Source organism: Sulfitobacter sp. 1A13368, from assembly GCF_043557275.1.
In the GTDB taxonomy this organism is placed as follows: domain Bacteria; phylum Pseudomonadota; class Alphaproteobacteria; order Rhodobacterales; family Rhodobacteraceae; genus Sulfitobacter; species Sulfitobacter faviae.
The window spans coordinates 201,327-223,898 of sequence record NZ_JBIFFR010000005.1 but is presented as its reverse complement, the minus strand read 5'-3'; the positions used below and the strand labels follow the sequence as shown (position 1 = coordinate 223,898).

Annotated in this window: 26 protein-coding genes and 1 tRNA gene; 11 read left to right on the top strand and 16 right to left on the bottom strand. The window is 63.3% G+C overall.

Going from position 1 to position 22,572, the window contains the following annotated elements; translation table 11 throughout:
• Positions 1–10 precede the first annotated feature (10 nt).
• The 3 genes from pheT to pheS form a co-directional block, all read right to left on the bottom strand.
• Positions 11–2,407: a phenylalanine--tRNA ligase subunit beta gene (gene pheT / locus ACGYK4_RS12255; RefSeq protein ID WP_394456760.1), complete on the bottom strand. Its 2,397-nt coding sequence runs from the start codon at positions 2,405–2,407 to the stop codon at positions 11–13.
• 9 nt (positions 2,408–2,416) lie between these two features.
• Complete coding sequence (locus ACGYK4_RS12250) at positions 2,417–2,698, bottom strand: YrhK family protein (protein ID WP_271693862.1); 282 nt, start codon at positions 2,696–2,698, stop codon at positions 2,417–2,419.
• Between the two features lie 67 nt (positions 2,699–2,765).
• The gene (pheS, locus tag ACGYK4_RS12245; protein ID WP_394456758.1) at positions 2,766–3,839 is read right to left on the bottom strand and encodes a phenylalanine--tRNA ligase subunit alpha; all 1,074 of its coding nucleotides are present in this window, start codon (positions 3,837–3,839) and stop codon (positions 2,766–2,768) included.
• A gap of 172 nt (positions 3,840–4,011) precedes the next feature.
• On the opposite strand from pheS, the gene ACGYK4_RS12240 reads away from it, so the two are divergent.
• Both ACGYK4_RS12240 and ACGYK4_RS12235 read left to right on the top strand, forming a co-directional pair.
• Complete coding sequence (locus ACGYK4_RS12240; RefSeq protein WP_394456756.1) at positions 4,012–4,686, top strand: type 1 glutamine amidotransferase domain-containing protein; 675 nt, start codon at positions 4,012–4,014, stop codon at positions 4,684–4,686.
• Positions 4,687–4,781: 95 nt separating this feature from the next.
• The gene (locus ACGYK4_RS12235) at positions 4,782–4,994 is read left to right on the top strand and encodes a hypothetical protein (RefSeq protein ID WP_209216576.1); all 213 of its coding nucleotides are present in this window, start codon (positions 4,782–4,784) and stop codon (positions 4,992–4,994) included.
• On the opposite strand, the gene ACGYK4_RS12230 is transcribed toward ACGYK4_RS12235, so the two are convergent.
• From ACGYK4_RS12230 to pyk, 5 genes are all read right to left on the bottom strand, one after another.
• Positions 4,983–6,179 carry a Hint domain-containing protein gene (locus ACGYK4_RS12230; RefSeq protein ID WP_394456754.1) on the bottom strand — a complete coding sequence of 399 codons (1,197 nt, stop codon included), beginning with the start codon at positions 6,177–6,179 and terminating at the stop codon, positions 4,983–4,985. The genes ACGYK4_RS12235 and ACGYK4_RS12230 overlap by 12 nt on opposite strands.
• Before the next feature lie 253 nt (positions 6,180–6,432).
• The gene (rplT, locus tag ACGYK4_RS12225) at positions 6,433–6,798 is read right to left on the bottom strand and encodes a 50S ribosomal protein L20 (RefSeq protein ID WP_067264504.1); all 366 of its coding nucleotides are present in this window, start codon (positions 6,796–6,798) and stop codon (positions 6,433–6,435) included.
• A 15-nt stretch (positions 6,799–6,813) separates the two neighbouring features.
• A complete protein-coding gene (gene rpmI, locus ACGYK4_RS12220) occupies positions 6,814–7,014 on the bottom strand; it encodes a 50S ribosomal protein L35 (RefSeq protein ID WP_067264506.1) in 201 nt (66 codons plus the stop codon).
• Between the two features lie 126 nt (positions 7,015–7,140).
• Positions 7,141–7,365 (bottom strand): hypothetical protein, encoded by a 225-nt coding sequence (locus ACGYK4_RS12215; protein WP_067264509.1) that lies wholly within the window; start codon positions 7,363–7,365, stop codon positions 7,141–7,143.
• Positions 7,366–7,391: 26 nt separating this feature from the next.
• Positions 7,392–8,837, bottom strand: a complete 1,446-nt coding sequence (pyk, locus tag ACGYK4_RS12210) for a pyruvate kinase (RefSeq protein ID WP_394456752.1) — start codon at positions 8,835–8,837, stop codon at positions 7,392–7,394.
• A gap of 152 nt (positions 8,838–8,989) precedes the next feature.
• Between pyk and ACGYK4_RS12205 the strand changes: the two genes are divergently transcribed.
• A complete protein-coding gene (locus ACGYK4_RS12205) occupies positions 8,990–9,301 on the top strand; it encodes a DUF1244 domain-containing protein (protein WP_394456750.1) in 312 nt (103 codons plus the stop codon).
• An 86-nt stretch (positions 9,302–9,387) separates the two neighbouring features.
• Here ACGYK4_RS12205 and ACGYK4_RS12200 read toward each other — a convergent pair whose 3' ends face one another.
• Positions 9,388–9,846 carry a MaoC family dehydratase gene (locus ACGYK4_RS12200; RefSeq protein ID WP_394456748.1) on the bottom strand — a complete coding sequence of 153 codons (459 nt, stop codon included), beginning with the start codon at positions 9,844–9,846 and terminating at the stop codon, positions 9,388–9,390.
• A 106-nt stretch (positions 9,847–9,952) separates the two neighbouring features.
• On the opposite strand from ACGYK4_RS12200, the gene ACGYK4_RS12195 reads away from it, so the two are divergent.
• Entirely contained in the window at positions 9,953–10,396 is a 444-nt protein-coding gene (locus ACGYK4_RS12195) for a DMT family transporter (protein WP_394456746.1), read from the top strand.
• Between the two features lie 3 nt (positions 10,397–10,399).
• On the opposite strand, the gene ACGYK4_RS12190 is transcribed toward ACGYK4_RS12195, so the two are convergent.
• From ACGYK4_RS12190 to dgcN, 3 genes are read right to left on the bottom strand one after another with little or no spacing between them, the layout of a single operon-like run.
• Positions 10,400–11,260, bottom strand: a complete 861-nt coding sequence (locus ACGYK4_RS12190) for a D-amino-acid transaminase (protein WP_394456744.1) — start codon at positions 11,258–11,260, stop codon at positions 10,400–10,402.
• Between the two features lie 2 nt (positions 11,261–11,262).
• Positions 11,263–12,228: an N-acetyl-D-Glu racemase DgcA gene (dgcA, locus tag ACGYK4_RS12185; protein WP_394456742.1), complete on the bottom strand. Its 966-nt coding sequence runs from the start codon at positions 12,226–12,228 to the stop codon at positions 11,263–11,265.
• Between the two features lie 2 nt (positions 12,229–12,230).
• Entirely contained in the window at positions 12,231–13,232 is a 1,002-nt protein-coding gene (dgcN, locus tag ACGYK4_RS12180) for an N-acetyltransferase DgcN (RefSeq protein ID WP_394440101.1), read from the bottom strand.
• 257 nt (positions 13,233–13,489) lie between these two features.
• On the opposite strand from dgcN, the gene ACGYK4_RS12175 reads away from it, so the two are divergent.
• Positions 13,490–14,449, top strand: a complete 960-nt coding sequence (locus tag ACGYK4_RS12175; protein WP_394456739.1) for an L-malyl-CoA/beta-methylmalyl-CoA lyase — start codon at positions 13,490–13,492, stop codon at positions 14,447–14,449.
• Positions 14,450–14,607: 158 nt separating this feature from the next.
• On the top strand, positions 14,608–15,570 hold the full coding sequence (locus tag ACGYK4_RS12170) for an acetyl-CoA carboxylase carboxyltransferase subunit alpha (RefSeq protein WP_394411162.1): 963 nt from the start codon (positions 14,608–14,610) through the stop codon (positions 15,568–15,570).
• Here the strand turns inward: ACGYK4_RS12170 and ACGYK4_RS12165 are convergent.
• Positions 15,567–16,013: a GNAT family N-acetyltransferase gene (locus ACGYK4_RS12165; protein ID WP_394440099.1), complete on the bottom strand. Its 447-nt coding sequence runs from the start codon at positions 16,011–16,013 to the stop codon at positions 15,567–15,569. The two genes, ACGYK4_RS12170 and ACGYK4_RS12165, sit on opposite strands and share 4 nt — an antisense overlap.
• A 178-nt stretch (positions 16,014–16,191) precedes the next feature.
• The gene (locus ACGYK4_RS12160; protein WP_067264652.1) at positions 16,192–16,842 is read right to left on the bottom strand and encodes a GntR family transcriptional regulator; all 651 of its coding nucleotides are present in this window, start codon (positions 16,840–16,842) and stop codon (positions 16,192–16,194) included.
• Positions 16,843–16,968: 126 nt separating this feature from the next.
• Here ACGYK4_RS12160 and ACGYK4_RS12155 point away from each other — a divergent pair, with 126 nt between their 5' ends.
• Together ACGYK4_RS12155 and ACGYK4_RS12150 are read left to right on the top strand one after the other, a co-directional pair.
• Positions 16,969–17,262, top strand: coding sequence for a Dabb family protein (locus tag ACGYK4_RS12155; protein WP_007118141.1), 294 nt, complete (start codon positions 16,969–16,971; stop codon positions 17,260–17,262).
• A gap of 8 nt (positions 17,263–17,270) precedes the next feature.
• Positions 17,271–18,392, top strand: a complete 1,122-nt coding sequence (locus ACGYK4_RS12150; protein WP_394456737.1) for an aminodeoxychorismate synthase component I — start codon at positions 17,271–17,273, stop codon at positions 18,390–18,392.
• Here ACGYK4_RS12150 and ACGYK4_RS12145 read toward each other — a convergent pair.
• Positions 18,389–19,075 (bottom strand): M48 family metallopeptidase, encoded by a 687-nt coding sequence (locus ACGYK4_RS12145; protein WP_067264558.1) that lies wholly within the window; start codon positions 19,073–19,075, stop codon positions 18,389–18,391. The genes ACGYK4_RS12150 and ACGYK4_RS12145 overlap by 4 nt on opposite strands.
• Positions 19,076–19,186: 111 nt before the next feature.
• Between ACGYK4_RS12145 and ACGYK4_RS12140 the strand changes: the two genes are divergently transcribed.
• Positions 19,187–19,516, top strand: coding sequence for a TIGR02300 family protein (locus tag ACGYK4_RS12140; RefSeq protein WP_394429482.1), 330 nt, complete (start codon positions 19,187–19,189; stop codon positions 19,514–19,516).
• A 93-nt stretch (positions 19,517–19,609) separates the two neighbouring features.
• A tRNA-Ala gene (locus ACGYK4_RS12135) sits at positions 19,610–19,685 on the top strand.
• A gap of 244 nt (positions 19,686–19,929) precedes the next feature.
• Here ACGYK4_RS12135 and ACGYK4_RS12130 read toward each other — a convergent pair.
• Complete coding sequence (locus tag ACGYK4_RS12130; RefSeq protein WP_394456735.1) at positions 19,930–20,694, bottom strand: sulfite exporter TauE/SafE family protein; 765 nt, start codon at positions 20,692–20,694, stop codon at positions 19,930–19,932.
• Between the two features lie 142 nt (positions 20,695–20,836).
• Between ACGYK4_RS12130 and ACGYK4_RS12125 the strand changes: the two genes are divergently transcribed.
• A complete protein-coding gene (locus ACGYK4_RS12125) occupies positions 20,837–22,519 on the top strand; it encodes an acyl-CoA dehydrogenase family protein (protein ID WP_394456733.1) in 1,683 nt (560 codons plus the stop codon).
• Positions 22,520–22,572: the final 53 nt, after the last annotated feature.

Genomic DNA, 22,572 nt, shown 5'->3' with positions numbered 1-22,572 from the left:
CTTCCTTGGTTCAGCCGCGCAGCACGCCGCCGGTGGCCTTGGTCACCTTTTCGACCACCTTAGCACCCACGGCTTCAATGTCTGCATCCTTCAGCGTTTTGTCGCTGGGCTGCAGGCGCACGGTGATGGCGAGGGATTTCTTACCTTCGCCGAGGCTGCCGCCGATGAACTCGTCGAAAACGCGCACGTCTTCGATTAGATTTTTGTCGGCACCCTTGGCGGCATTGACCAGCGCCAGCGCCTCGACATCGGCGTCGACGACAAAGGCGAAATCACGCTCGACCGCCTGCAAATCGCTGATCTGCAACGCCGGGCGTGTGGCGCCGGATTTGCGCGGCAGCGGCACCTCGGCGGGGTAGAGGGTGAAGGCCATCGCAGGGCCTTTCACGTCCATCGCCGCCAGAACGCGCGGATGCACCTCGCCGAAGACGCCGAGCACCTTCTTGGGGCCGAGGCAGATCTTGCCGTGACGGCCCGGGTGCCACCATTCATCAGCCCCGCGCATGATCTGCACCTTGGCGGGCGCGCCGATGGCGGCCAGCACCGCCTCGGCATCGGCCTTCACGTCATAGACATCCACCGCACGCGCGGCGCCATGCACGTCGCGTGGGCCGGTGCGGCCAACCAGAAGGCCGGAAACCATGACCTGCTCTTCACCCGGCTCCCCGCCGGAGAAGGCGGGGCCAACCTCGAACAGCGCCATGTCGGCAAAGCCGCGCGCCTGATTGCGCGCCGCGGCCTGCAAGAGGCCCGGCAGCAGGTCGGGCCGCATGTGGCTCATGTCCGATGAAATCGGGTTCTCCAGCCGCGTCGCATCGGTGCCGCCCCCAAAGAGCGCCGCCGAGGCTTGGTCGATGAAGCTGTAGCTCACGCATTCGTTGTAGCCGAGCGCCGCCGCCGTGCGCCGTGCCGTCACCACGCGGCGCTGCATGGGAGAGAGCACCGGGCGCGGCACGCCCGTCGTCAGACGGGGCAGCGGCTTGCCTTCGAGCTTGGTGAGCGATGCAATCCGTGCAACCTCTTCCACCAGATCGGCCTCGCCCTGCACGTCCGGGCGCCAGCTTGGCACCTGTGCCATGTCGCCGTCGAGCTGGAAGCCGAGCGCGGTCAGCGTCTCACGCTGGTCACTCTCAGGGATCGTCATGCCGACGAGCGACTGCACCCGCGCGGTATCGAGCTTGTAGGCGCGCGACGTGTCCGGCACCTGCCCCGCGACCACAACCTCGGAGGCCTCGCCGCCCGCGTGATCAAGGATCATCCGCGTAGCATGCTCAAGCCCCTCGGGGGTGAAGGCCGGGTCGACGCCGCGCTCGAAACGGTAGCGCGCGTCCGAATTGATCTTCAGCGCCCGGCCTGTGTAGGCGATCTGCACCGGGTCCCAATAGGCGCTTTCGACAAAGACGTTGACCGTGTCTTCGGTCACACCTGTTGCCTCACCGCCCATGATGCCCGCGATGCTTTCCACGCCGCTATCGTCAGAGATGACCATCTGCCCCGCTTGCAGGGTGTAGGTCTTTTCATCCAGCGCCACGATCTCTTCGCCGCCCTTGGCGCGGTGAACGCGCAGGTTGCCTTTGACCTTGTCGGCGTCAAAGACGTGCAGCGGGCGGTTGCGGTCGAATGTGAAGAAGTTGGTCACATCCACAAGGAAGGAGATCGGACGCAGCCCAATGGCGCGCAGGCAATCCTGCAACCACTGCGGGCTGGGGCCGTTCTTCACGCCCTTGATCAGGCGACCGTAGAACACCGGGCAACCATCCCGCGTATCTTCGTCAATGCTGACGGAGACGGGCGAGGCAAAGCTGCCTTCGACCGCATCGCAATCACGGGGCCTCAGCTTGCCCAAGCCCCGCGCTGCCAGATCGCGCGCAATGCCGCGCACGCCGAGCGCATCGGGGCGGTTAGGCGTAATCGCGATCTCGATCACCGGGTCGACCTTCGCGGGATCATTCTCGGCCAGCCAGTCGATGAACCGGTCGCCGGGCTTGCCCGAGGGCAGCTCAATAATGCCGTCGTGCTCTTCGCTCAACTCCATCTCGCGTTCGGAGGCCATCATGCCGAAGCTCTCGACACCGCGAATTTTGCCCACGCCGATGGTCGTGTCGATCCCCGGCACATAAACGCCCGGCTTGGCCACAACGACGGTAATCCCCGCCCGCGCGTTCGGCGCGCCGCAGATGATCTGCATGACGCCTTCGTCAGTTTCGACCTGACAGACGTTCAGCCGGTCGGCATCGGGGTGTTTCTCGGCGGATTGCACATAGCCGAGGGTAAAGTCGGCCAGCTTCGCCGCCGGGTTTTCGACGCCTTCGACTTCGAGGCCGAGGTCGGTCAGGGCATAGGTGATCTCATCAATCGACGCCGTGGTGTCGAGATGGTCCTTAAGCCAGGAGAGGGTGAATTTCATGATCGTTCCCTAATTCTCGTAACGTTTGGCCAGATCGGCCATGTCGCCCATCCGATAAAGTTTGATTTCGCGGACCACCCGCAGACAAGGCTTGGCCGCAAAGAAGATCGACCCGATCAAAAAGAGCCATGTCGCGCTGGTCTGCGTGCTTTCGAAGAAAAACAGCACGGAGCCGACAACGAAACAGACAGCCGCGCAGAAATCGATAAGCGTGTAGGCAATCTCGAACTTCGCATAAAGCGCGCGAGATCGGGCGTTGTTCTCGCGGTTCTCGTGTCGAAAGAGTTTCATATCAGACATGCCTCACGCGGTGCATTTTGATGTTTTTACGGCGGTCGTCGCAGGCTCCATGCGCAGTTTAACGCGACAACCCACCATGCAAATTCGGCTGATCCAAGCTCGCGAACCCGTAGTGCCGCAGCCAGCGCAGGTCTGAATCAAAGAACGCCCGCAGATCCGGAATACCGTATTTCAGCATCGCGATCCGGTCGATCCCCATGCCAAAGGCAAAGCCCTGCCACTCGTTCGGATCGATCCCGCCCGCCTGCAGCACCTTGGGGTGCACCATGCCGGAGCCCAACACTTCCAACCAACCGTCACCCTCGCCGATGCGCAGCTGTCCGTCGACCCAGGAACATTGGATGTCGACCTCGGCCGAAGGCTCGGTGAACGGAAAGTGCGAGGCGCGGAAGCGGGTCTTGATGCCGTCGATCTCGAAGAACGCGGCGAAGAATTCCTCAAGCGTCCACTTGAGGTTCGCCATCGAGATATCCTTGTCGATCGCGAGACCTTCGACCTGATGGAACATCGGCGTGTGGGTCTGGTCGTAATCGGCGCGGTAGACGCCGCCGGGGCAGATGATGCGCAGCGGCGCGCCTTCGGCCTCCATCGTGCGGATCTGCACGGGCGAGGTATGGGTACGCAGCACATGGGGCGCGCGCTCGTCACCCTCGGCGCGGGCCATGTAAAACGTGTCCATCTCGGCCCGCGCGGGGTGGTGGCCGGGGATGTTCAGCGCGTCGAAGTTGTACCAATCGGTGTCGATGCGCGGGCCTTCGGCGACGGCAAAACCCATCTCGGCGAAGATCGCGGTCAGCTCTTCGGTGACTTGGCTCACCGGGTGGATACTGCCCTGACGCTGGTGCCGCGTGGGCAGCGTGACGTCGAGCCATTCGCTGCGCAGACGCTCGTCCAGCGCGGCATCGGCAAGGGCCGCCTTCTTGGCGGAGAGCGCCGAGTTGATCTCATCCTTCAGCGCGTTCAACGCGGGGCCCGCGACCTGACGCTCCTCGGGGGTCATCTTGCCCAGCTCGCGCATTTTCAGCGCGACTTCGCCCTTTTTGCCCACGGCGGCCAGCCGGATGTCTTCCAGCGCGGATTCGTCGCCAGCATCGGCGATTTGGCTCAGGTACTTTTGCTTCAGATCGTCCATGACAGGCCCTTGGAATAATACCCCGTCCTGCTAGCCCTCTCGCCTCTCGAATGCAAGCCGTAGGGGTTGTGGCGCCATGGGGTAACCACCACCTCTGCAAAGCGTTAGGCCGCATCCCCTCGGCGCGCCCTGCTTCAGCGGCGCGCCCAACCTCCCCCGAAAGGAGAGACCTATGAAAATTCTGATGGTTCTGACATCGCATGATGAATTGGGCGACACCGGCAACAAGACCGGCTTCTGGCTCGAAGAATTCGCCGCGCCCTACTACGTTTTCAAAGACGCGGGCGCGGATGTGACCCTCGCCTCGCCCAAAGGCGGGCAGCCGCCGCTCGACCCCAACAGCGACAGCGAAGACGCGCAGACCGATGCCACCCGCCGGTTCAAGGACGACGATGCCGCGCAGCAGGCGCTGGCCTCGACCAAAGTGCTGGGCGATGTGGATGCGGACGGTTTCGATGCGATCTTCTACCCCGGCGGCCACGGCCCACTGTGGGATCTCGCGAATGACGCCGACAGCAAGCGCCTGATCGAAACCTTCTGGGCCTCCGACCGCCCCGTGGGGGCCGTCTGCCACGCGCCTGCCGTGTTCAAAGATACCCAAGCCGACGGCAAGCCGCTGGTCTCGGGCAAGCGCGTGACCGGCTTTACCAACACCGAGGAAGAAGGCGTTGGCCTGACCGACGTGGTGCCCTTCTTGGTCGAAGACATGCTGAAGGAAAACGGCGGCGACTACAGCAAGGGCGACGATTGGGCGTCCTATGTGCTGGTCGACGGCAAGCTGGTCACCGGCCAGAACCCCGCCTCTTCCGAGGAAGCCGCGAAAGAGATGCTGGCGCTCTTGAAGTGACGGCAGGTGGGGGGCGCAAGTCCGCGCCCCCTCGCCCCCATGGGAGGAACCGCCACAGGCCGCGCCGTGTTTTGCCCGTGAAAGGAGCCTTAGACATGGCAGATTATGACCGCAGCACCGGCGCCCCATGGAGCGCCGAAGACCTCGAACAGCTTCGCATCCTTGCGGCAGAGGGCACGGCGACCAGCGTGATCGCGGTGCAACTGAACCGCAGCGAAGAGGCGATTGCACATCGCGCGGCACAGGATGGGATCAATCTATCCGCCGCCAGCCACAATCCCTATGACCCCGACACCCTAAACCGATAGCAGAGCGCGGCCATTTTTCTTATGCTTCGCGATCAACCGCTTTTGCACGGGCCCCGCTGGGATCTGATGCGCGGGGGTGCCGAAGCCGTTGCCCTCAACCAAAGCGGGGAAGAGCGTCGCGAACTCCTCGCGCTGCGCCTGACCGAGGGTTTTCACGGTGTCGGCATTCAGCAAGAAACTCTCGCTCGGCGCGCCTTCGGCATAAACGATCTGGTGCTTTTCAAAGACCAAGTGGAAATACTCCACTTGTGAGGCGCCCTCATCCACATGCACCCCCGGCAGTTCGGTCAACCGGATCGCGGCGACGAGCACGGCCATCGCGCCGCAGATCCGCTTGACGATGCCCGAACGCGCGACCATGCGATGCTGTCTTGAGACCATGAGATCACGCTTCGGCAGCCCTGCGCCCAAGGCCCCGGCACTGATCCGAATGGGGTAGAGCTTGGGGTTCTTCGCCAACTCCCCCGCCCCGACCCTACGGCGCAGCGCCGCGACGAGTTCCTGATAGCCGTGGCCTTGGGTCAGCACACGCACGCCGGGGGCCAAAGCCTCGACCGGGAGATCGCCCGCTTCGGTGGTGATCAGCGTGCCGCGCGCGAAACAGGCCACACCGGTCGAGACCAGATCGCCCTCTTCGCGCATCGTGTCGATGTCGGATTTCCACGCCAAATTGCCCAGCAACCCGCCCTCGGGCAGGTCTGAGAAATCGACGGTCATGGTGGTGAAAAGATCCCCCGCAGCCGGGCTGCCCGCCAGATTGACGATGCCGGAATAGGTCACCTCAAGATCACCTGCCAAATCCCGCGAACCGGACTCCACGCGAAAAGGAAAACCCTCAAGCGAAGTAGGGGTCGAGCCACCATTGGGGTCGTCATCCGCCGTGGTGGTGGTGTCGAAAACGGAACTGGCGGGCTGGAGGTCAATCTCCATCGTGGCGAGCGGCTTGGTCGTCTCAAGATGGTGCCAGTCATAGCCGAAGGACATCTGCGTATCCTCGCCCACCGCCGCGCCATTCGTATAGGGATCTGTTGCGTGCCACGTCAGCGTTTCGACCGAGCCATCGGCATAGGTCAGCGTGATCCGCGCGCCCTCAAGATCGACGCCGCGCGAACTGGTATCGTCGCGAATGCCATAGACCGTCTCATGCGGGTCTTCGTCCAACCTATTGATTACAATCCCGGGCATAAACGTCCCCACCTTTTATAAATAACCTGCCGACGGACAGCGATAATTGCTGCGACACCGTGCAGATAAACTGCACAGTGACCCGTCGCCCGGGCACATTGTCCAATGGCTGGGGAAAGGGCATGACCATGGCAAGGGATTATCGGGGCAAGATTATGGCAGGCCCCACACACCCCACCCGAAACGCGGTTACCCCAAACGCAAAAAGCCCCGCCATCCGGCAGGGCTTTCGCAAATTCAAAGCAATCTCGGCTTAGGCCGCCAGCGCGTCCTGCGCTTGCTTGACGATCGCACCGAAGGCTTCGGGCTCGTGCACGGCCAGATCGGCCAGAACCTTGCGGTCCACTTCGATGCCGGCCAGTGTCAGACCGTTGATGAAGCGGCTGTATGTCAGCGCCTCGTCGTGGCTGCGCACGGCGGCATTGATCCGCTGGATCCACAGCGCGCGGAAGTTGCGCTTGCGATTCTTGCGGTCACGCGTTGCATATTGGTTGGCCTTGTCGACCGCCTGCGTGGCGACCTTGAAGACGTTCTTGCGCCGACCATAGTAGCCTTTTGCGGCTTTGATGATCTTCTTGTGACGCGCGTGGGTGACTGTACCACCTTTAACTCGGGACATCTCGGCTCTCCTTAATCAGCGGGCGTAGGGCATGAAGCCCTTGACGATCTTTGCATCGGCTTCCGACAGGGTTGTCGTGCCGCGTGCGTTACGGATGAACTTGTTGGTCCGCTTGATCATGCCGTGCTGTTTGCCGGCTTGGCTGGCGATGACCTTGCCGGTCGCCGAGACCTTGAAGCGCTTCTTGGCGCTCGATTTCGTCTTCATCTTGGGCATTTCCGTCTCCGTCTTTTGAGTTCGGTATAAACACGACTCGGCATGCCACTTGAGGCCGGTCGTGCAGGCTAAGATGCGCCGTATAGGCGCGCTCGGTCGGGGATGCAAGAGGTTTCGCACGGCCCCTCAGGGCAAGAAGTCCGCCGCGACCGAGACGAAGACCTCCGGCAGGTTCTCAAAGGAATAGCGCCCCGGATTTTCGCGCAGCGCAAAGACGATCAGCCCGCCCGCGATCAATATCGTGATGGCCGAGGCGCGCGGCGACCGACGGTCGGTCACCGCGGACAGGATCGAGGGGATCGACAGCACCGCCAGAACGATGCCCACCACCATTGCCAAGTCAGAGTCCACGCAACATCCCCCTATCTGGGGAAAGGCTACTCTGGATCGGAGGCGTAAATCAAACGTTCGTCACAGGGGGCGACGCGCAGAATATTGGTGCTGCCCGGCACGTTGAAGGGCACACCGGCGGTGACGACGATATGATCCTCCGGCCCCGCATACCCCTCTGACAAGGCGGCCCGCGCGGCGCTCAGCACCGCCAGTTTAAACCGGTCATGCCCATCGGTGATGATGCAATTCGTGCCCCAGCTCAGCGCCAGACGGCGCGCGGTGTTGACCAGCGGCGACAGGGCGATGATCGGCACGCGGGGTCGTTCACGGGCGGTCAGCAGGGCGGTGGTGCCCGATTGGGTAAAGCAGCAGATCGCCTTGATGTCCGTCGTCTCGGCAATCTCACGCGCGGCGGCGACGATGCCATCAGCCACGGTGGTGCGATCCGCCGTGCGCGAGGATTCGATGATCTGCGTATAGGTCGAATCTGCCTCGACCTCTTGGGCCACGTTATCCATCGTCGCCACGGCCTGCAGCGGGTAATCCCCGGCGGCTGATTCGGCGCTTAGCATCACGGCGTCGGCACCCTCATAGATCGCGGTGGCCACATCCGACACTTCGGCGCGGGTCGGCATCGGGCTTTCGATCATCGATTCGAGCATCTGTGTCGCCACGATCACCGGCTTGGCCGCCGCGCGGCATTTGCGCACCAGACGTTTCTGGATCGGCGGCACATTCTGCACCGGCAGCTCCACGCCCAGATCGCCCCGCGCCACCATGATGCCGTCGCTGACATCCAAGATCGCTTCGAACCGCTCCACCGCCGCGGGCTTCTCGATCTTTGAGAGCACCGCCGCCCGGCCTCTGACCAGATCGCGCGCCTCGGTCACATCCTCGGGCCGCTGGACAAAGCTGAGGGCGAGCCAGTCGACCCCCAATTCACAGACGAACTCCAGATCGGCGCGGTCTTTCTCGGAAAGCGCGGCCAGCGGCAGCAGCACGTCGGGCACGTTCACGCCCTTGCGGTTTGAGATGACACCGCCCGTCACCACTTCGCAATCGGCAAAATCCGGGCCGCAGTCGCGCACCTTGAGGCGGATCTTGCCATCATTGACCAACAGGCTCGCGCCCGGCTCAAGGGCTGCGAAAATCTCAGGATGGGGCAGGCAGACGCGGGTCGCATCGCCCGGCGTCTCGTCAAGGTCGAGCCGGAAGGATGCCCCCTCTTCCAAGGTTGGCCCATCGCCCTCGAACACGCCAACGCGCAGTTTCGGCCCCTGAAGGTCGGCCAGAATGCCGATCGCGCCGCCGGTCTCTTTCTCGATATCGCGGATGATCCGGTGCTTTTCACGAATCTCTTCATGGCTGCCGTGGCTCATGTTCAGGCGGAAAACATCCGCTCCGGCGTTGTGCAATGCCGCGATCACCTCTCGGGTTTCGGAGGCTGGCCCGAGTGTGGCCACGATCTTTACATTGCGCAAACGTCTCATATCTGTTCCTTCGTGTCCTATGTCCCCACGGCAAATGTTAACGATAACATTGCCTATCCGGTGGCCTAGCGCCCCCATGAGTGCCTGTCAAAGGTTTCATCAGAATGACGGTCCATCGCGGTCCCGTCCAGTGATATGAGAAGGAAGCTGTCATGCCCAGCCAACAAGAGATCGCACTGCAAGCCGCCGCCTTTCGCCGGTTGCAGAAACACCTGATGGAAGATCGGACGGATGTGCAGAACATCGACATGATGAACCTCGCCGGTTTTTGCCGCAACTGCCTGTCGCGCTGGTATCAAGAGGCCGCCAACGAACGCGGGATCGAGATGGGCAAGGACGAGGCGCGCGAGTTGTTCTACGGGATGACGATGGACGAATGGAAAGCCAACTATCAGACCGATGCGAACGACAGCCAGAAAGAGGCGTTTAAAACGGCTTTTGAAGAGAATGTCGGGAAGGGTTAAGCAACCCGCGTATGTGAACCCACAAAGCGGGCGTGCATCCCTGTGCGCCCGCCTTTGCCTCGGCCAAGCGCGCTCAAAGGCTTCGCCTAGAACTGATAGAGCACAAGCCAATCCGCCTTGAGCGCAGGACGCGCGGCGCCTTCAATCTCTACCGTTGCGGCAAAGCGGGTCATCAGGTCACCCCGCCCGCGCCTTTGCGCCTCGGCCAGCGTGAACCGCCCCCGAATCCGCTTGCCGGAATGCACAGGTGCCACGAAGCGCACGCTGTCGAACCCGTAGTTGATCGATGCCTTCGTTCCCGCCACCACCGGCAGCGCGCCGTAAGCCATGCCCGACATCATCGACAGGGTGAGCATCCCATGCGCCACGGTGCCGCCAAAATCCGTCTTGGCCGCGCGGAGCGGGTCGACATGGATGAACTGATGGTCCTCGGTCACATCGGCAAAAGCGTCGATCCGCGCCTGATCCATCATGAACCACGGCGAGACGCCCAATTCACGGCCCACGGCGGCCTCCATCTCTGCCCGGTCAATCTCTTTGCGCATCGCGGCCTCCTCTTTGCGCCAGTCTAGCCGCGCGGGCGCTCGCTGCGAAAGCCCTTGCGCCCGGCGCGACATCTCTCATGCTGGGGCCAAGCAGAGCGGAGCCGCCATGAACACCCCCATCCTTGCCCTTATCACCGTCGCCATCGCCGGGGCCGCCGTGGCCCTGCAAACCCCGATCAATGCCGCCCTCGGGCGCAACATTGGCAGCGGGGTCGCTGCGGCGGCGGTGTCCTTTGGCATCGGCTTTGCGATCCTGTTGGGGGTCTTGCTGCTGCGGGGCGAGTTGAGCGCCCTGCCCCGCGCGACCTCGGCCTCACCCGTCTTGCTGCTGGGCGGGGTGCTGGGGGCCTTCTACGTCTGGTCGGTGCTTTGGGCGATCCCGACGCTGGGGGCGCTGACGGTGATCTCGGCGCTGATCCTCGGGCAGTTGAGCGCGGCGCTGGTGATCGATGCCACGGGGCTCTTGGGGCTGTCGGTGCAGGCCATCACCCCCACCCGCATCGCCGCCGCCGCGCTGGTGGCGGCGGGGCTGGTTTTATCGCGGTTCTAAAGCTCAGATCGCGGTTTTGCGCATCTCTTCGAGATAGATTTCACGCAAACGGGGCGCAAGCTTGCCCGGCGTGCCGCTGCCGATCTTGGCGCCGTCGATCTCAACCACCGGCGTCACGAAAGCGCTGGCCGAGGTGACGAAAGCCTCATCCGCCTGCTGCGCCTCTTCGATGGTGAAGTTCCGCTCTTCCACCTGCATCTGTGCCTCGCGGGCCAGTTCCAGCACCGCCTTGCGGGTGATGCCATGCAGGATGTTGTTCGAGGTCTCGCGCGTCACGATCTTACCGTCCTTGACGATATAAGCGTTGTTCGACGTGCCTTCGGTCACGAAACCGTCTTCGACCATCCACGCGTCTTCGACACCGGCTTTCTTGGCCATCATCTTGCCCATCGACGGGTAGAGCAGCTGCACCGTTTTGATATCGCGGCGGCCCCAGCGGATGTCTTCGATGCTGATCACGCGGATGCCGTCACGGGCGGCGGGGTTGTCAGCCAACCCCGGCTTGGATTGGGTGAACAGCACCAGCGAGGGCGCGGTGGTCTCGGGGTCGGGGAAGGCGAAATCGCGGTCGCCATCCGACCCGCGCGTGACCTGAAGATAGATCAACCCGTCTTTGATATCGTTGAGACGCACCAACTCGCGGTGAATTTCCAGCAGTTCTTCGGTCGTCGCGGGCGCGCGCATGTCAAGCTCGTTCATCGAGCGGGTCAGACGCTCGGCATGGCCGTCAAAGGCGATGAGCTTGCCATCCAGCACGCTGGTCACCTCATAGACCCCATCGGCCATCAGGAAACCCCGGTCAAAGATCGAGACCTTCGCCTCATCCTCGGGCAGATATTCGCCGTTTACATAGACAGTTCGCATGGTCACCCCCAGAGCGCTGCGGCGGGGGGATGCACGCCCGCGCCGTCGAATTTCAAAGCATTGTCGCGGTCTTCGGCCAGAAGCAGCGGGCCGTCAAGGTCCACCACCTTCGCGCCTTGGGCGACCAGCGTCGCGGGCGCCATGGCCAGCGACGATCCGACCATGCAGCCCACCATGACCTCGAACCCCTCGGCCCGCGCCGCATCGCGCAGCGCCAGCGCCTCGGTCAGCCCGCCGGTCTTGTCGAGTTTGATGTTCACCACGTCGTATTTGCCCTTGAGGCCCGGCAGGCTTGCGCGGTCGTGGCAGCTTTCATCCGCGCAGACGGGCACGGGGCGGTCCATGCCCAAAAGCGCGTCGTCTTCGCCCGCGGGCAGAGGCTGTTCGACCAGCGCCACCCCAAGACGGAGCAGATGCGGGGCGAGGTCGGCATAGACCTCAGCCGACCAGCCTTCATTGGCGTCGATGATGATCGTGGCATCGGGCGCCCCGGCGCGCACCGCTTCGAGCCGCGGCATGTCATCGGGCGTGCCGAGCTTGATCTTCAGCAGTGGCCGATAGCTGTGTTTCGCCGCCTGCGCGCGCATTGCCTCGGGTTCGTCCAGCGAAAGGGTATAGGCCGTGATCTCTGGCCCCGGCGCGGTCAGCCCGGCCAGTTCCCACACCCGCTTGCCTGCGCGTTTGGCCTCCAGATCCCACAGCGCGCAGTCGACCGCGTTGCGTGCGGCCCCGGCAGGCAGCAGATCATAGAGCGCTTGGCGGGTGATATCACCCGGCAGGCCGTTGATCTCAGCCGTGACCGATTCGAGGGTCTCGTCATAGCGCGCGTAGGGCACGCATTCGCCCCAGCCGGTCACGCCGCTTTCGGTCACGCGGACGGTCAGCACCTTGGCCTCGGTCCGCGAGCCGCGGCTGATGGTAAAGACCTGCGCCAGTTTGAACGTATCTGCGGTAACGTCGATCTGCATGGTCACAGCGCCGCCAGCGCATCGGCCAGTCGCGCCGCCCCTTGGCGGAAGGGATCGACCGCAGGCAGGCCAAGACGCTCTTCAACCTCAGCCAGATAGGCATCCGCCTCGGCCTCGGACATATGGTAGGTGTTGACCGAGATACCGACGACCTTGCAATCGGGGTTCGGCACCTGCGCCAGCGTCAGCGCCATGTCGCGCACCGCTTCGAGGCTGGGCAGGCTGTATTCCGGCAGGCCGCGCATATGGGTCCGGGTCGGCTCATGGCACAGGATCAGCGCATCGGGCTGGCCGCCGTGGATCAGCGCCATGGTCACCCCGGAATAAGAGACGTGGAACAGGCTGCCCTGCCCTTCGATGATGTCCCAATGGTCATCGTCATTGGCGGGGGTGAGATATTCCACCGACCCAGCCATGAAATCGGCGATCACGGCATCCAGCGGCACACCTTCGCCGGTGATCAGGATGCCGGTCTGGCCGGTGGCGCGGAAGGTGCTTTTCATGCCCTTTTCGCGCATCGCCTCGTCCAGCGCGAGGGCGGTGTACATTTTCCCGACCGAACAATCGGTGCCCACGGCCAGAACCCGCTTGCCGCTGCGCTTCTTGCCGTCGGCGATGGGGTATTCGACGCTGGGCACGCGCACGTCATGCAATGTGGTGCCGTTGGCCTCGGCAGCCGCCACCAGATCGGCTTCGTTGCGTAGCAGGTTGTGCAGGCCCGAGGCGATGTCGAAGCCCATGTTCAGCGCCTCGATCAGCACCTCTTTCCATGCCGCGCTGATCTTGCCGCCACGGTTGGCAACCCCGATGACTAATGTCTCGGCCCCCGCCTCACGCGCTTCGGCCAGCGTCATGTCTTGCAGACCGAGATCGGCCTTGCAGCCCGCCATTCGGAACTGGCCGACCGCATTGTCGGGCCGCCAATCCTTGATGCCTTGGGCGACCTTGGCGGACAGAGAGTCAGGCGCGTCGCCCAGAAAGAGCAGATAGGGGGTTTTGATCATGGCAAGCCTCCGGCATTGAATTTGTCCGCATATTGCGCGCGAGAATACGCAAGTGCGTGGCGTTGTCGACGCATCTGCATGCAAATGCGCGGCATTTCCCGCGAATTACCGTTGGCTGCGCAAAATTCGTGCGCGGCTTTCGTCGAAGGGTGGGCCTTTCGAAATGCTGCGGCTGCGAAAACCTCCTTGCGATTGGCGACGCAATTTCATACCAGAATGAAGACACACGATGAAACAATATTACCCATAGGTGCCCCATGAGCTTCCGCATTCAGCCTGCCGCCCCTGCCCGCCCGAACCGCTGCCAATTGTTCGGCCCCGGCTCCCGCCCGGCGATCTTTGAAAAGATGGCAGCGTCGGATGCCGATGTGCTCAACCTCGACCTCGAAGACAGCGTGGCACCTTCGGACAAGGACAGCGCGCGCGCCAATATCATCAAGGCGATTTCCGAGATCGACTGGGGCAACAAAACGCTTTCGGTGCGGATCAACGGGCTCGACACACCCTATTGGTATCGTGACGTGGTGGAACTGCTGGAGCAGGCCGGGCCGCGGCTTGATCAGATTATGATCCCCAAGGTGGGCTGCGCGGCGGATGTCTATGCCGTCGATGCGCTGGTGACGGCGATCGAAACCGCCAAGGGCCGCGAGAAGAAAATCAGCTTTGAGGTCATCATCGAATCCGCTGCCGGTATCGCCCATGTGGAAGAGATCGCCGCCTCCTCCCCCCGCTTGCAGGCCATGTCGCTGGGGGCCGCCGATTTCGCCGCCTCCATGGGCATGCAGACCACCGGCATCGGCGGCACGCAAGAGAACTACTATATGCAGCGTGGCGAGCAGAAGCATTGGTCGGACCCGTGGCACTGGGCGCAGGCCGCCATCGTCGCCGCCTGCCGTACCCATGGCGTGCTCCCCGTCGACGGGCCTTTCGGCGATTTCTCGGACGACGAGGGTTTCCGCGCACAGGCGCGCCGCTCGGCCACGCTGGGCATGGTCGGCAAATGGGCGATCCACCCCAAGCAGGTGGCGCTGAGCAACGAGGTGTTCACGCCGTCGGAAGAGGCTGTGGCCGAGGCGCGCGAGATCCTCGCGGCGATGGAAGAGGCCAAGGCCAAGGGCGAAGGGGCCACCGTCTATAAGGGGCGGTTGGTGGATATCGCCAGCATCAAACAGGCGGAGGTGATCGTACGCCACTCCGAGATGATCTCCGGGGGCTGAGCGCTTTTGGCAAGCCGCCGGGGGCCCTGCCCCCGGACCCCCGAGGGTATTTGAAAAAGGATGAAGAGGGAGGGGCGTGGGCTTGCCTGCCTTGCAAACCCGCGTTGCAAACCCGCGCGCGGCGCTCCATATACACAGGCAACAAGCCGGAGCATGCAATGACCCAATATCTGGATTTCGAAAAACCCCTGGCCGAGATCGAAGGCAAGGCGGAAGAGCTGCGGGCGTTGGCCCGGTCCAATGAAGAGATGGACATCACCGATGAGGCCCGCGCGCTGGATAAGAAAGCCGCCGGGATGCTCGAAGACCTTTATGGCTCTTTGACGCCTTGGCGGAAATGTCAGGTGGCGCGCCATCCGGAGCGGCCCCATTGCAAGGATTATATCGAGGCGCTTTTCACCGAGTTCACGCCTTTGGCGGGGGATCGGAACTTTGCCGATGATCTGGCCGTCATGGGCGGTTTGGCGCGATTCAACGATACGCCGGTGGTGGTGATTGGCCATGAGAAGGGCAATGACACCAAGAGCCGGATCGAGCGTAATTTCGGCATGGCGCGGCCTGAGGGCTATCGCAAGGCGGTGCGGCTGATGGAACTGGCGGATAAGTTCAACCTGCCGGTGGTTACCATCGTCGACACGCCCGGCGCCTATCCCGGCAAGGGCGCCGAAGAACGCGGCCAGTCCGAGGCGATTGCCCGTTCGACCGAGAAATGCCTGCAGATTGGCGTGCCTTTGGTCAGCGTGATTGTGGGCGAAGGCGGCTCTGGCGGGGCGGTGGCATTCGCCACGGCGAACCGTGTCGCGATGTTGGAGCATTCGGTTTACTCCGTGATCACGCCCGAAGGCTGTGCGTCGATCCTGTGGAAGGACAGCGAGAAGATGCGCGAGGCCGCCGAGCAGATGCGTCTGACAGCCGATGAGCTGAAAACGCTTGGCGTGATCGACCAGATCATCCCTGAGCCGATGGGGGGTGCGCATCGCCATGCCGAGGAATCGATCAAGGCCGTGGGCAAGTCGATTGAAGCGATGCTCAAGGAGCTTGACGGCAAGGACGGCAAGACGCTGGTTCAGGAACGCCGGACCAAGTTCCTTGAGATGGGGCGGAAGGGGCTGGCGGCCTAAGCCAGCCGCCGCCGAAAACGTGGATCAGGCGTGATTTGATCGAAACCGGCGGCGCGGTAGAAACCCTGCGCGCGCCGGTTTTTTGTATCCGTGCCCACGGTCACATAGCTGCATCCTTGGCTCTGGGCGTGGTCCAGCGCCGCTTCGACCAGCGCGCGGCCAATGCCGCGACCGCGGGCCGTGTCGCAGACGAAGAGGTGGTGCAGGTCCATCCCTCTTGCGCCGAATTGCAACTGCATCTGCGGGCAGAGCGCGGCATAGCCATGCAGGCCGGTGGCGCCTTCGGCCACCAGAAGGGTGACCCAAGGGGTTGGGCCGAAACAGTCGCGCTCTAACGCAGCGAGTGTCACGGTGGCGGTGTCGCCGTGGTAAGCGGCCAATGCGTGGGCCAGATCGAGCACCATCGGCAGGTCGGATTTCACGGCGGGTCGAATGGGGGGCATGTCGTCTCTTTCTGTGATCACCACAGGGAGACAAGCAGAGCCGCGCTGTGGCGGCTTGTGGATATGGGTATAGGTGCCGCGCCGATCAGGTGCGGGGGTAATAGACTGTTGTGAGACCGGTCTTTTCCATATGCCTTTGATGCGCCGCTGCTGCCTGACTGTCAAGCCATGGGCGGGATCAGCTGGCCAGCATGCGCAGCCCTTGGGTCACATCCGAACGCACCGCCAGCCGCAGCCCCGGCTCATCACCCGCGCGCAGGGCGGCGATGATCAGACGGTGGAAATGCGGCGGCTCGGTCCGGCGCAGGCGGCCATAGAGCGCGCGCATGGTGGGGCCGAGTTGCAGCCAGACCGTTTCTGCCATGGCGAGCATAGCGGGCGCTTGGGCGCGCAGGTAGAGCGTGCGGTGGAATTCGAGATTGGTGCGGATGTAGCTGACGGCATCGCGGTGGGCCACGGCCTCGGCAATATTGGTGTTGATCGTCTGCATCCGCTCAATCAGCGCCATATGGGCGCGCGGCAGGGCGCGAGAGGCAAGCTCGACCTCCAAGAGCGCGCGGAGGGCGGCCAACTCCTCGATCCGCTCGTTGCTGAGTTCGGGGGTGGAGATGCGCCCGGAGGTCGACATGGTTAGCGCCCCCTCTGCCGCCAGCCGCCGCACCGCTTCGCGGGCCGGGGTCATCGAGACTTCATATTCCTTGCCAATGCCGCGCAGGGTCAGCGCGTGACCGGGCGGCAGATCGCCATGCATGATCCGCGCGCGCAGGCGGCGGTAGACACGATCATGGGCCAGCGGCGTGGCCTCGACAGGGCGCGGGGTCAGGTTCATGATGCGGTTGTGATCACAAAGCGGCCACCCGTCAAGCGCGGCATTTTGCAGCCAAGACGCGATCACCCGTTGTCGCGGGCCTTGCGGCGATTTATCGGAGGTCAAACTGCCTTAAGGAGACGCGCCGTGACCAAACGAAACTTCATCCGTCATGTGGTCTTTTTCTCGGCCAAGGACCCCAAGGACATTCCGACGATCGTGGCGGGGCTTTGGAAACTGGCCGACATTCCGCATTCGACGACTTTCGAGATCTGCGAGAACACCCGTGTTGATGCGCTGTCGGGGGATGTGGATGTGGTCGTCTATGCCGAATTCCCGGATGCCGAGGCGCTGGCCGCCTATAAGGCGCATCCGATCTACCAGGAATCCATCGATATCGTGCGGCCCCTGCGCGATATGCGCGTGCCTGCGGACTTTTAAGGCGCGCCATGGCTGGCCCTTGCGTTCTTTTCGACACTGGCCCGCTGGGGCACGGCACGGCCTTCACCGCGCCGCGGCGGATCATCAGTGCCGATACCCCGGCTGAGGTGCCTGCGGCCTTTGCAGCACTTGAAGCGGCGCAGGAAAGCGGCGCCTGGTTGGCGGGCTATGCGAGTTATGAGTTGGGCTATCTCGGCTCGCACAAGCTGCGTGAGTTGATGCCTGCGGCGCGCGGGCTGCCCCTGCTGCGCTTCGGCGTTTTTGATGCGCCCGAGGCTTATGGTTTTGCCGAAGATGCGGGTGATGCCAGCCTGTCGGCGCTCACGCCGGATTGGGATTTCGCGCAGTATCAGGCCGCCTTTGCTGAGGTGCAGGACTTCATCAGCGCGGGGGATATCTATCAGGCCAATCTGACCTTTGGGATGGAGGGGCACTATACCGGGACGCCAGCGGCGCTTTATGCCCGGCTGCGCCAGCGGCAAAGCGTGACCCATGGGGCTTTCGTCGATCTTGGCGGCCCTGTGCTTTTGTCGCGCTCGCCGGAGTTGTTCTTTGCGCTCACCGCCGAGGGGCAGCTCACCGCCCGCCCGATGAAGGGCACGGCGCGGCGCGGGCGGGATGCTGAGGAGGACGCGAAGCTGCGGGATGACCTTGCGGCCTCGGAAAAGAACATGGCCGAGAACCTGATGATCGTGGACCTTTTGCGCAACGACATCAGCCGGATCGCCGAGGTGGGCAGTGTCGAGGTGCCGAAACTGTTCGAGATCGAGACCTATGAGACCCTGCATCAGATGACCTCGCGCATCACGGCGCAGGTCTTGCCGGGAAAGCGGTTGACCGACCTTTTTCACGCGCTTTTTCCCTGCGGCTCGATCACCGGCGCCCCCAAGATCCGGGCGATGCAGATCCTGCGCGCCTTGGAGCCGGCCCCGCGCGATGCCTATTGCGGGGCGGTGGGGTGGATCGCCCCCACGGGTGCGATGCAGTTCAACGTGGCGATCCGCACGGCGACCTGTCACCCAGAGGGGCGGCTGCGGCTGAACGTGGGCGGCGGCGTGGTGCACGACAGCACGGCCGAGGATGAATATGCCGAAGCGCTGCTGAAGGCGCGTTTCGCCACGCTGGCCTAGAAGCGATAGCGGTGCAGCCCGCCGCCGTGGTCGCGCAGCCATTGGCGCGGCGCCTGATAATCGCCGTAGATCCGCGTGACCTCGGCCCAGAAGGCGGGGGAGTGGTTCATCTGCGCCAGATGCGCGACCTCATGGGCGGCGACGTAGTCGAGCACCTCGGGCGGGGTCATGATCAGCCGCCAAGAGAACATCAGCGCCCCGTCGCTGGAACATGACCCCCAGCGGGAGCGCGTATCGCGCAGGGTGATGCGGGCATAGGGCTTGCCCAGGAGCGCGGCATAATCGTCGCAAGCCCCGGCAAGGCGGTCGCGCGCGACCTCGCGCAGATGCGCGGCCAGACGTTTGCCCAGGCTCTCCTCTGGGCCGGGCACGAGGATCTCTTCGGGGCCGATCCGCACGCCCCTCCCCTGCCCCCCGCGCACCCGCAGCAGCTTGCCGCCCACCGGAAGCTCTGCCCCCGGGGCCACGATCACATCTTCGCCCCGCGCGGCAAGGTGTTGGCGAATCCAGTCCTGTTTGCTTTCGGCAAAGGCCAGCGCCTCACGCTCCGCCAGCCGTTTCGGCATGGTCAGGGTCACCCGTCCGTCCAATTGCGAGATGCGCAGCGAGATGCGCCGCGCGCGCGCCGAACGGCGCAGGATCAGCGGAATCGGCGGGTTGCCGGGCAGCACAGGGTCTTTCATTACCGGAGCAACGTCCCTAGATAGAGGCCAAAGCCTTTGACAGTGCCCCCCTCATATGGCACTTGGCCGGAATCATCTACACGCAACAGCAATATTATAAAGGGGTGTTTCATGCCCAACGAAGAATGGGGAACCAAGCGCCTGTGCCCCACTACGGGCAAGCGCTTCTATGACCTCAACAAGAATCCGATCATCAGCCCCTACACGGGCGAAGAGGTCGAGGTCGACAATTCCAAGTCGCGCATGATCGCGGCGGATGCCGAGGATGCGGTCACAGCCAAAGCCAAGAAGGGCGACAAGGCTGATGAAGAATCCCTGGTGGATGACGATGACGCGGTCGATGTGGATCTGGACGACGATATCCTCGATGACGACGACGATGACGATGATACCGTACCGCTTGACGACCTCGCCGACGTGGCCTCGGAAGACGAAGACTAATTTATCGGCGGCGGGGTCAATTTTCCGCTTGATCCCGCCTCCGCCAGCGCCTAGACAGCGCCACAGAACGACCCGGATCACATGATCCACGATGGGGCCTTAGCTCAGCTGGGAGAGCGCCTGCATGGCATGCAGGAGGTCAGCGGTTCGATCCCGCTAGGCTCCACCACCACCCCCCGACACAACTTACAAAAGACTTCGCCCGCGCGCATTTGCGTGGCCACGGTGAGGGCCATCCCCTGCCCGCGGGTGGGCGATCCGACGGCGCCTTATGCCACTTTATGGCGCAGCCGAGATGTGCGTTCGCAAAGTCACTACCAGCCTCACCAAATCGCCTACCCGTCCGGGCGGGCAGGCGATGGCCCGGCGCCTACGGCTTGAGTCCGGGCCGGGGTGGCAACCACTGAAATCGCCTAAAAAATCGCCCGCCGGATCAGGTTCAACCCCGCCACCATCAAGACAATCAAAGTCATCTTGCGAAACAGCACCGGATCAACACGGTCCATCACCTTGCTGCCGAGCCAAACCCCCAGCATCACCGGCAGAATCAACAGCGCCGAGAAGGGCCAGGTCTGCGCGTTCAGAACGCCCGAGCCGATATGCGCGACAAGCAGCGCCACCGCGCCCAGCCCGTAGATCACCCCTTGGATCCGCATCTGATCATGTTTCGCGGTCCCGAGCGCGGTGAGATAGGCCACCGTGGGCGGCCCCCAGATGCCGGAAATCCCCCCGACGGCCCCGGCAAATCCGCCGACCAGCGCCTCGACCTTCGTCGACCGCTGGGCCAGATGAAACTGATGTTTCGACAGTTGCAGCAGCGCGAACAGCACCACCGGCACCCCGATCATCAGCAACATCACCGTCGCAGGCACCAGCCGCACCATCTGGGCCGAAAGCACCAGCATCACACCGCCACAGACCAGAAACACCCAGAACAGCTTGATCGACCGCAACGCCGCCTGCGGCCCCTGCCGGAGCGCTTGAAAGGCATTTGCCAGAACCGTGGGCAGAATCAGCCCCGCCAAGGCCAGATCGGGCGCCATGAATGTCGTGAGACCGGAAATCAGCACCAGCGGCAGGGCAAAGCCCACCACGCCTTTGACGAAGCCACCGCAAAGACCGATTGCAAGTGCAGCATAAGATTCGAACGGGGTGAGAAAGGGGAAAATACTGTTCATACCGTTACATAGCATCCTCCTCCGGGGCCGCACGTCAAAAATGACCGCGCAAGATTAGAACAAAATGCCGCAGCGAAACGTATCTTTGTTGTGCTGCGACTGCGAAAGGTCTATGCCTGTCCCAAGCAAGAAAGGACAGCCCATGGCACATGACGGTCAGGACATGACAATGCATCGCGTAATTCTCGACGATCTGATCGGGCAGACCGGCGCGGCCCTGCCGCCGCTCGACCAGTTGCTCGAAACCGCCACCGCCGCGGTCCGCGCGCAGGTGAGCGATGGCGACCGGGTTTCGGCCAAGCTGATCGAGGCCAATCAGACCGCCGCCCACGGGCTTGCTTGGCTCGCCACCTATGTCCAAGCCCTGCGCCAGATGCAGCTTTGGGCCGAGCGGCTGCAAAGCGAGGGGCGCTTTGGCGAGGTGGAGCAACTGCTGCACCAGATCGCTTTTGGCGAATACCTCTGCCAGATCCGCGGCGGCATCCAGATGAACCAAGGGGAGATGCTGCGCCTGCAAGATCTGGGGCTGAGCGCCGAGGATGAGGCCGCGCTCGATAATCCTGCGATCACCAGCCTGACCCGCGCGGGCAACACCCAAGCCGCGCGCAGCCGTCTGGTCGAACTGATGCAGGAACGCAGCGCCGATGTGACCTTTGGCGTCAGCGGGCTGGATGAAGAGCTTGAGATGATCCGCGACCAGTTCCGCCGCTACGCGGTGGAAAAGGTCGAGCCGCACGCCCATGAATGGCACCTCAAGGACGAACTGATCCCGATGGAGGTGATCGAGGAACTGGCCGAGATGGGCGTTTTCGGCTTGACCATCCCCGAAGAATACGGCGGGCTGGGCCTGACCAAAGCGTCGATGTGCGTGGTCAGCGAAGAGCTGTCGCGCGGCTACATCGGGGTCGGCTCGCTCGGCACCCGTTCGGAAATTGCCGCTGAACTGATTCTCTGCGGCGGCACCGACGCGCAGAAAGAGAAATGGCTGCCCCGCATCGCCAGCGCCGAGACCCTGCCCACGGCGGTCTTTACCGAACCGAACACCGGCTCCGACCTCGGCAGTCTGCGCACCCGTGCGGTCAAGGACGGGGATGATTACAAGGTGACCGGCAACAAGACATGGATCACCCATGCCGCGCGCACCCATGTGATGACCCTGCTGGCGCGCACTGATCCCGAGACGACCGACCACCGCGGGTTGTCGATGTTCCTCGCCGAGAAAACGCCCGGCGATGATGCCACCCCCTTCCCCACCCCCGGCATGACTGGCGGTGAGATCGAGGTGCTGGGCTACCGCGGCATGAAGGAATATGAGCTTGGCTTCGACGGCTTTGAAGTGAAGGGTGAGAACCTCTTGGGCGGCGAAGAGGGGCGCGGCTTTAAACAGCTGATGGAGACCTTCGAGAGCGCCCGCATCCAGACCGCCGCCCGCGCCATCGGCGTGGCGCAATCGGCGCTGGATATCTCGATGCAATACGCCCAAGACCGCAAGCAGTTCGGCAAATCGCTGATCAACTTCCCCCGCGTCTCGGGCAAGCTGGCGATGATGGCGGTGGAGCTGATGGTGGCCCGGCAGTTGACCTATTACAGCGCCTTCGAGAAGGACGCCGGGCGCCGCTGCGACGTGGAGGCGGGCATGGCGAAACTGCTCGGCGCCCGAGTCGCTTGGGCCGCGGCGGACAACGGCTTGCAAATCCACGGCGGCAACGGTTTCGCGCTGGAGTACAAGATCAGCCGGGTGCTTTGCGATGCGCGAATCCTCAGCATTTTTGAGGGCGCCGCCGAGATTCAGGCGCAGGTTATCGCCCGTCGCCTTCTGGGCTGATCTGCCGGGGTTGCAAGCGCTGCCGATGTCAGGGACATAGGCGGCGCTTCAAC

Bases quoted from the DNA above. Each gene is read 5' to 3' on its own strand.
- pheT (WP_394456760.1), bottom strand. From the start codon at position 2,407: ATGAAATTCACCCTCTCCTGGCTTAAGGACCATCTCGACACCACGGCG.
- ACGYK4_RS12250 (WP_271693862.1), bottom strand. From the start codon at position 2,698: ATGAAACTCTTTCGACACGAGAACCGCGAGAACAACGCCCGATCTCGC.
- pheS (WP_394456758.1), bottom strand. From the start codon at position 3,839: ATGGACGATCTGAAGCAAAAGTACCTGAGCCAAATCGCCGATGCTGGC.
- ACGYK4_RS12240 (WP_394456756.1), top strand. From the start codon at position 4,012: ATGAAAATTCTGATGGTTCTGACATCGCATGATGAATTGGGCGACACC.
- ACGYK4_RS12235 (WP_209216576.1), top strand. From the start codon at position 4,782: ATGGCAGATTATGACCGCAGCACCGGCGCCCCATGGAGCGCCGAAGAC.
- ACGYK4_RS12230 (WP_394456754.1), bottom strand. From the start codon at position 6,179: ATGCCCGGGATTGTAATCAATAGGTTGGACGAAGACCCGCATGAGACG.
- rplT (WP_067264504.1), bottom strand. From the start codon at position 6,798: ATGTCCCGAGTTAAAGGTGGTACAGTCACCCACGCGCGTCACAAGAAG.
- rpmI (WP_067264506.1), bottom strand. From the start codon at position 7,014: ATGCCCAAGATGAAGACGAAATCGAGCGCCAAGAAGCGCTTCAAGGTC.
- pyk (WP_394456752.1), bottom strand. From the start codon at position 8,837: ATGAGACGTTTGCGCAATGTAAAGATCGTGGCCACACTCGGGCCAGCC.
- ACGYK4_RS12205 (WP_394456750.1), top strand. From the start codon at position 8,990: ATGCCCAGCCAACAAGAGATCGCACTGCAAGCCGCCGCCTTTCGCCGG.
- ACGYK4_RS12200 (WP_394456748.1), bottom strand. From the start codon at position 9,846: ATGCGCAAAGAGATTGACCGGGCAGAGATGGAGGCCGCCGTGGGCCGT.
- ACGYK4_RS12195 (WP_394456746.1), top strand. From the start codon at position 9,953: ATGAACACCCCCATCCTTGCCCTTATCACCGTCGCCATCGCCGGGGCC.
- ACGYK4_RS12190 (WP_394456744.1), bottom strand. From the start codon at position 11,260: ATGCGAACTGTCTATGTAAACGGCGAATATCTGCCCGAGGATGAGGCG.
- dgcA (WP_394456742.1), bottom strand. From the start codon at position 12,228: ATGCAGATCGACGTTACCGCAGATACGTTCAAACTGGCGCAGGTCTTT.
- dgcN (WP_394440101.1), bottom strand. From the start codon at position 13,232: ATGATCAAAACCCCCTATCTGCTCTTTCTGGGCGACGCGCCTGACTCT.
- ACGYK4_RS12175 (WP_394456739.1), top strand. From the start codon at position 13,490: ATGAGCTTCCGCATTCAGCCTGCCGCCCCTGCCCGCCCGAACCGCTGC.
- ACGYK4_RS12170 (WP_394411162.1), top strand. From the start codon at position 14,608: ATGACCCAATATCTGGATTTCGAAAAACCCCTGGCCGAGATCGAAGGC.
- ACGYK4_RS12165 (WP_394440099.1), bottom strand. From the start codon at position 16,013: ATGCCCCCCATTCGACCCGCCGTGAAATCCGACCTGCCGATGGTGCTC.
- ACGYK4_RS12160 (WP_067264652.1), bottom strand. From the start codon at position 16,842: ATGAACCTGACCCCGCGCCCTGTCGAGGCCACGCCGCTGGCCCATGAT.
- ACGYK4_RS12150 (WP_394456737.1), top strand. From the start codon at position 17,271: ATGGCTGGCCCTTGCGTTCTTTTCGACACTGGCCCGCTGGGGCACGGC.
- ACGYK4_RS12145 (WP_067264558.1), bottom strand. From the start codon at position 19,075: ATGAAAGACCCTGTGCTGCCCGGCAACCCGCCGATTCCGCTGATCCTG.
- ACGYK4_RS12140 (WP_394429482.1), top strand. From the start codon at position 19,187: ATGCCCAACGAAGAATGGGGAACCAAGCGCCTGTGCCCCACTACGGGC.
- ACGYK4_RS12130 (WP_394456735.1), bottom strand. From the start codon at position 20,694: ATGAACAGTATTTTCCCCTTTCTCACCCCGTTCGAATCTTATGCTGCA.
- ACGYK4_RS12125 (WP_394456733.1), top strand. From the start codon at position 20,837: ATGGCACATGACGGTCAGGACATGACAATGCATCGCGTAATTCTCGAC.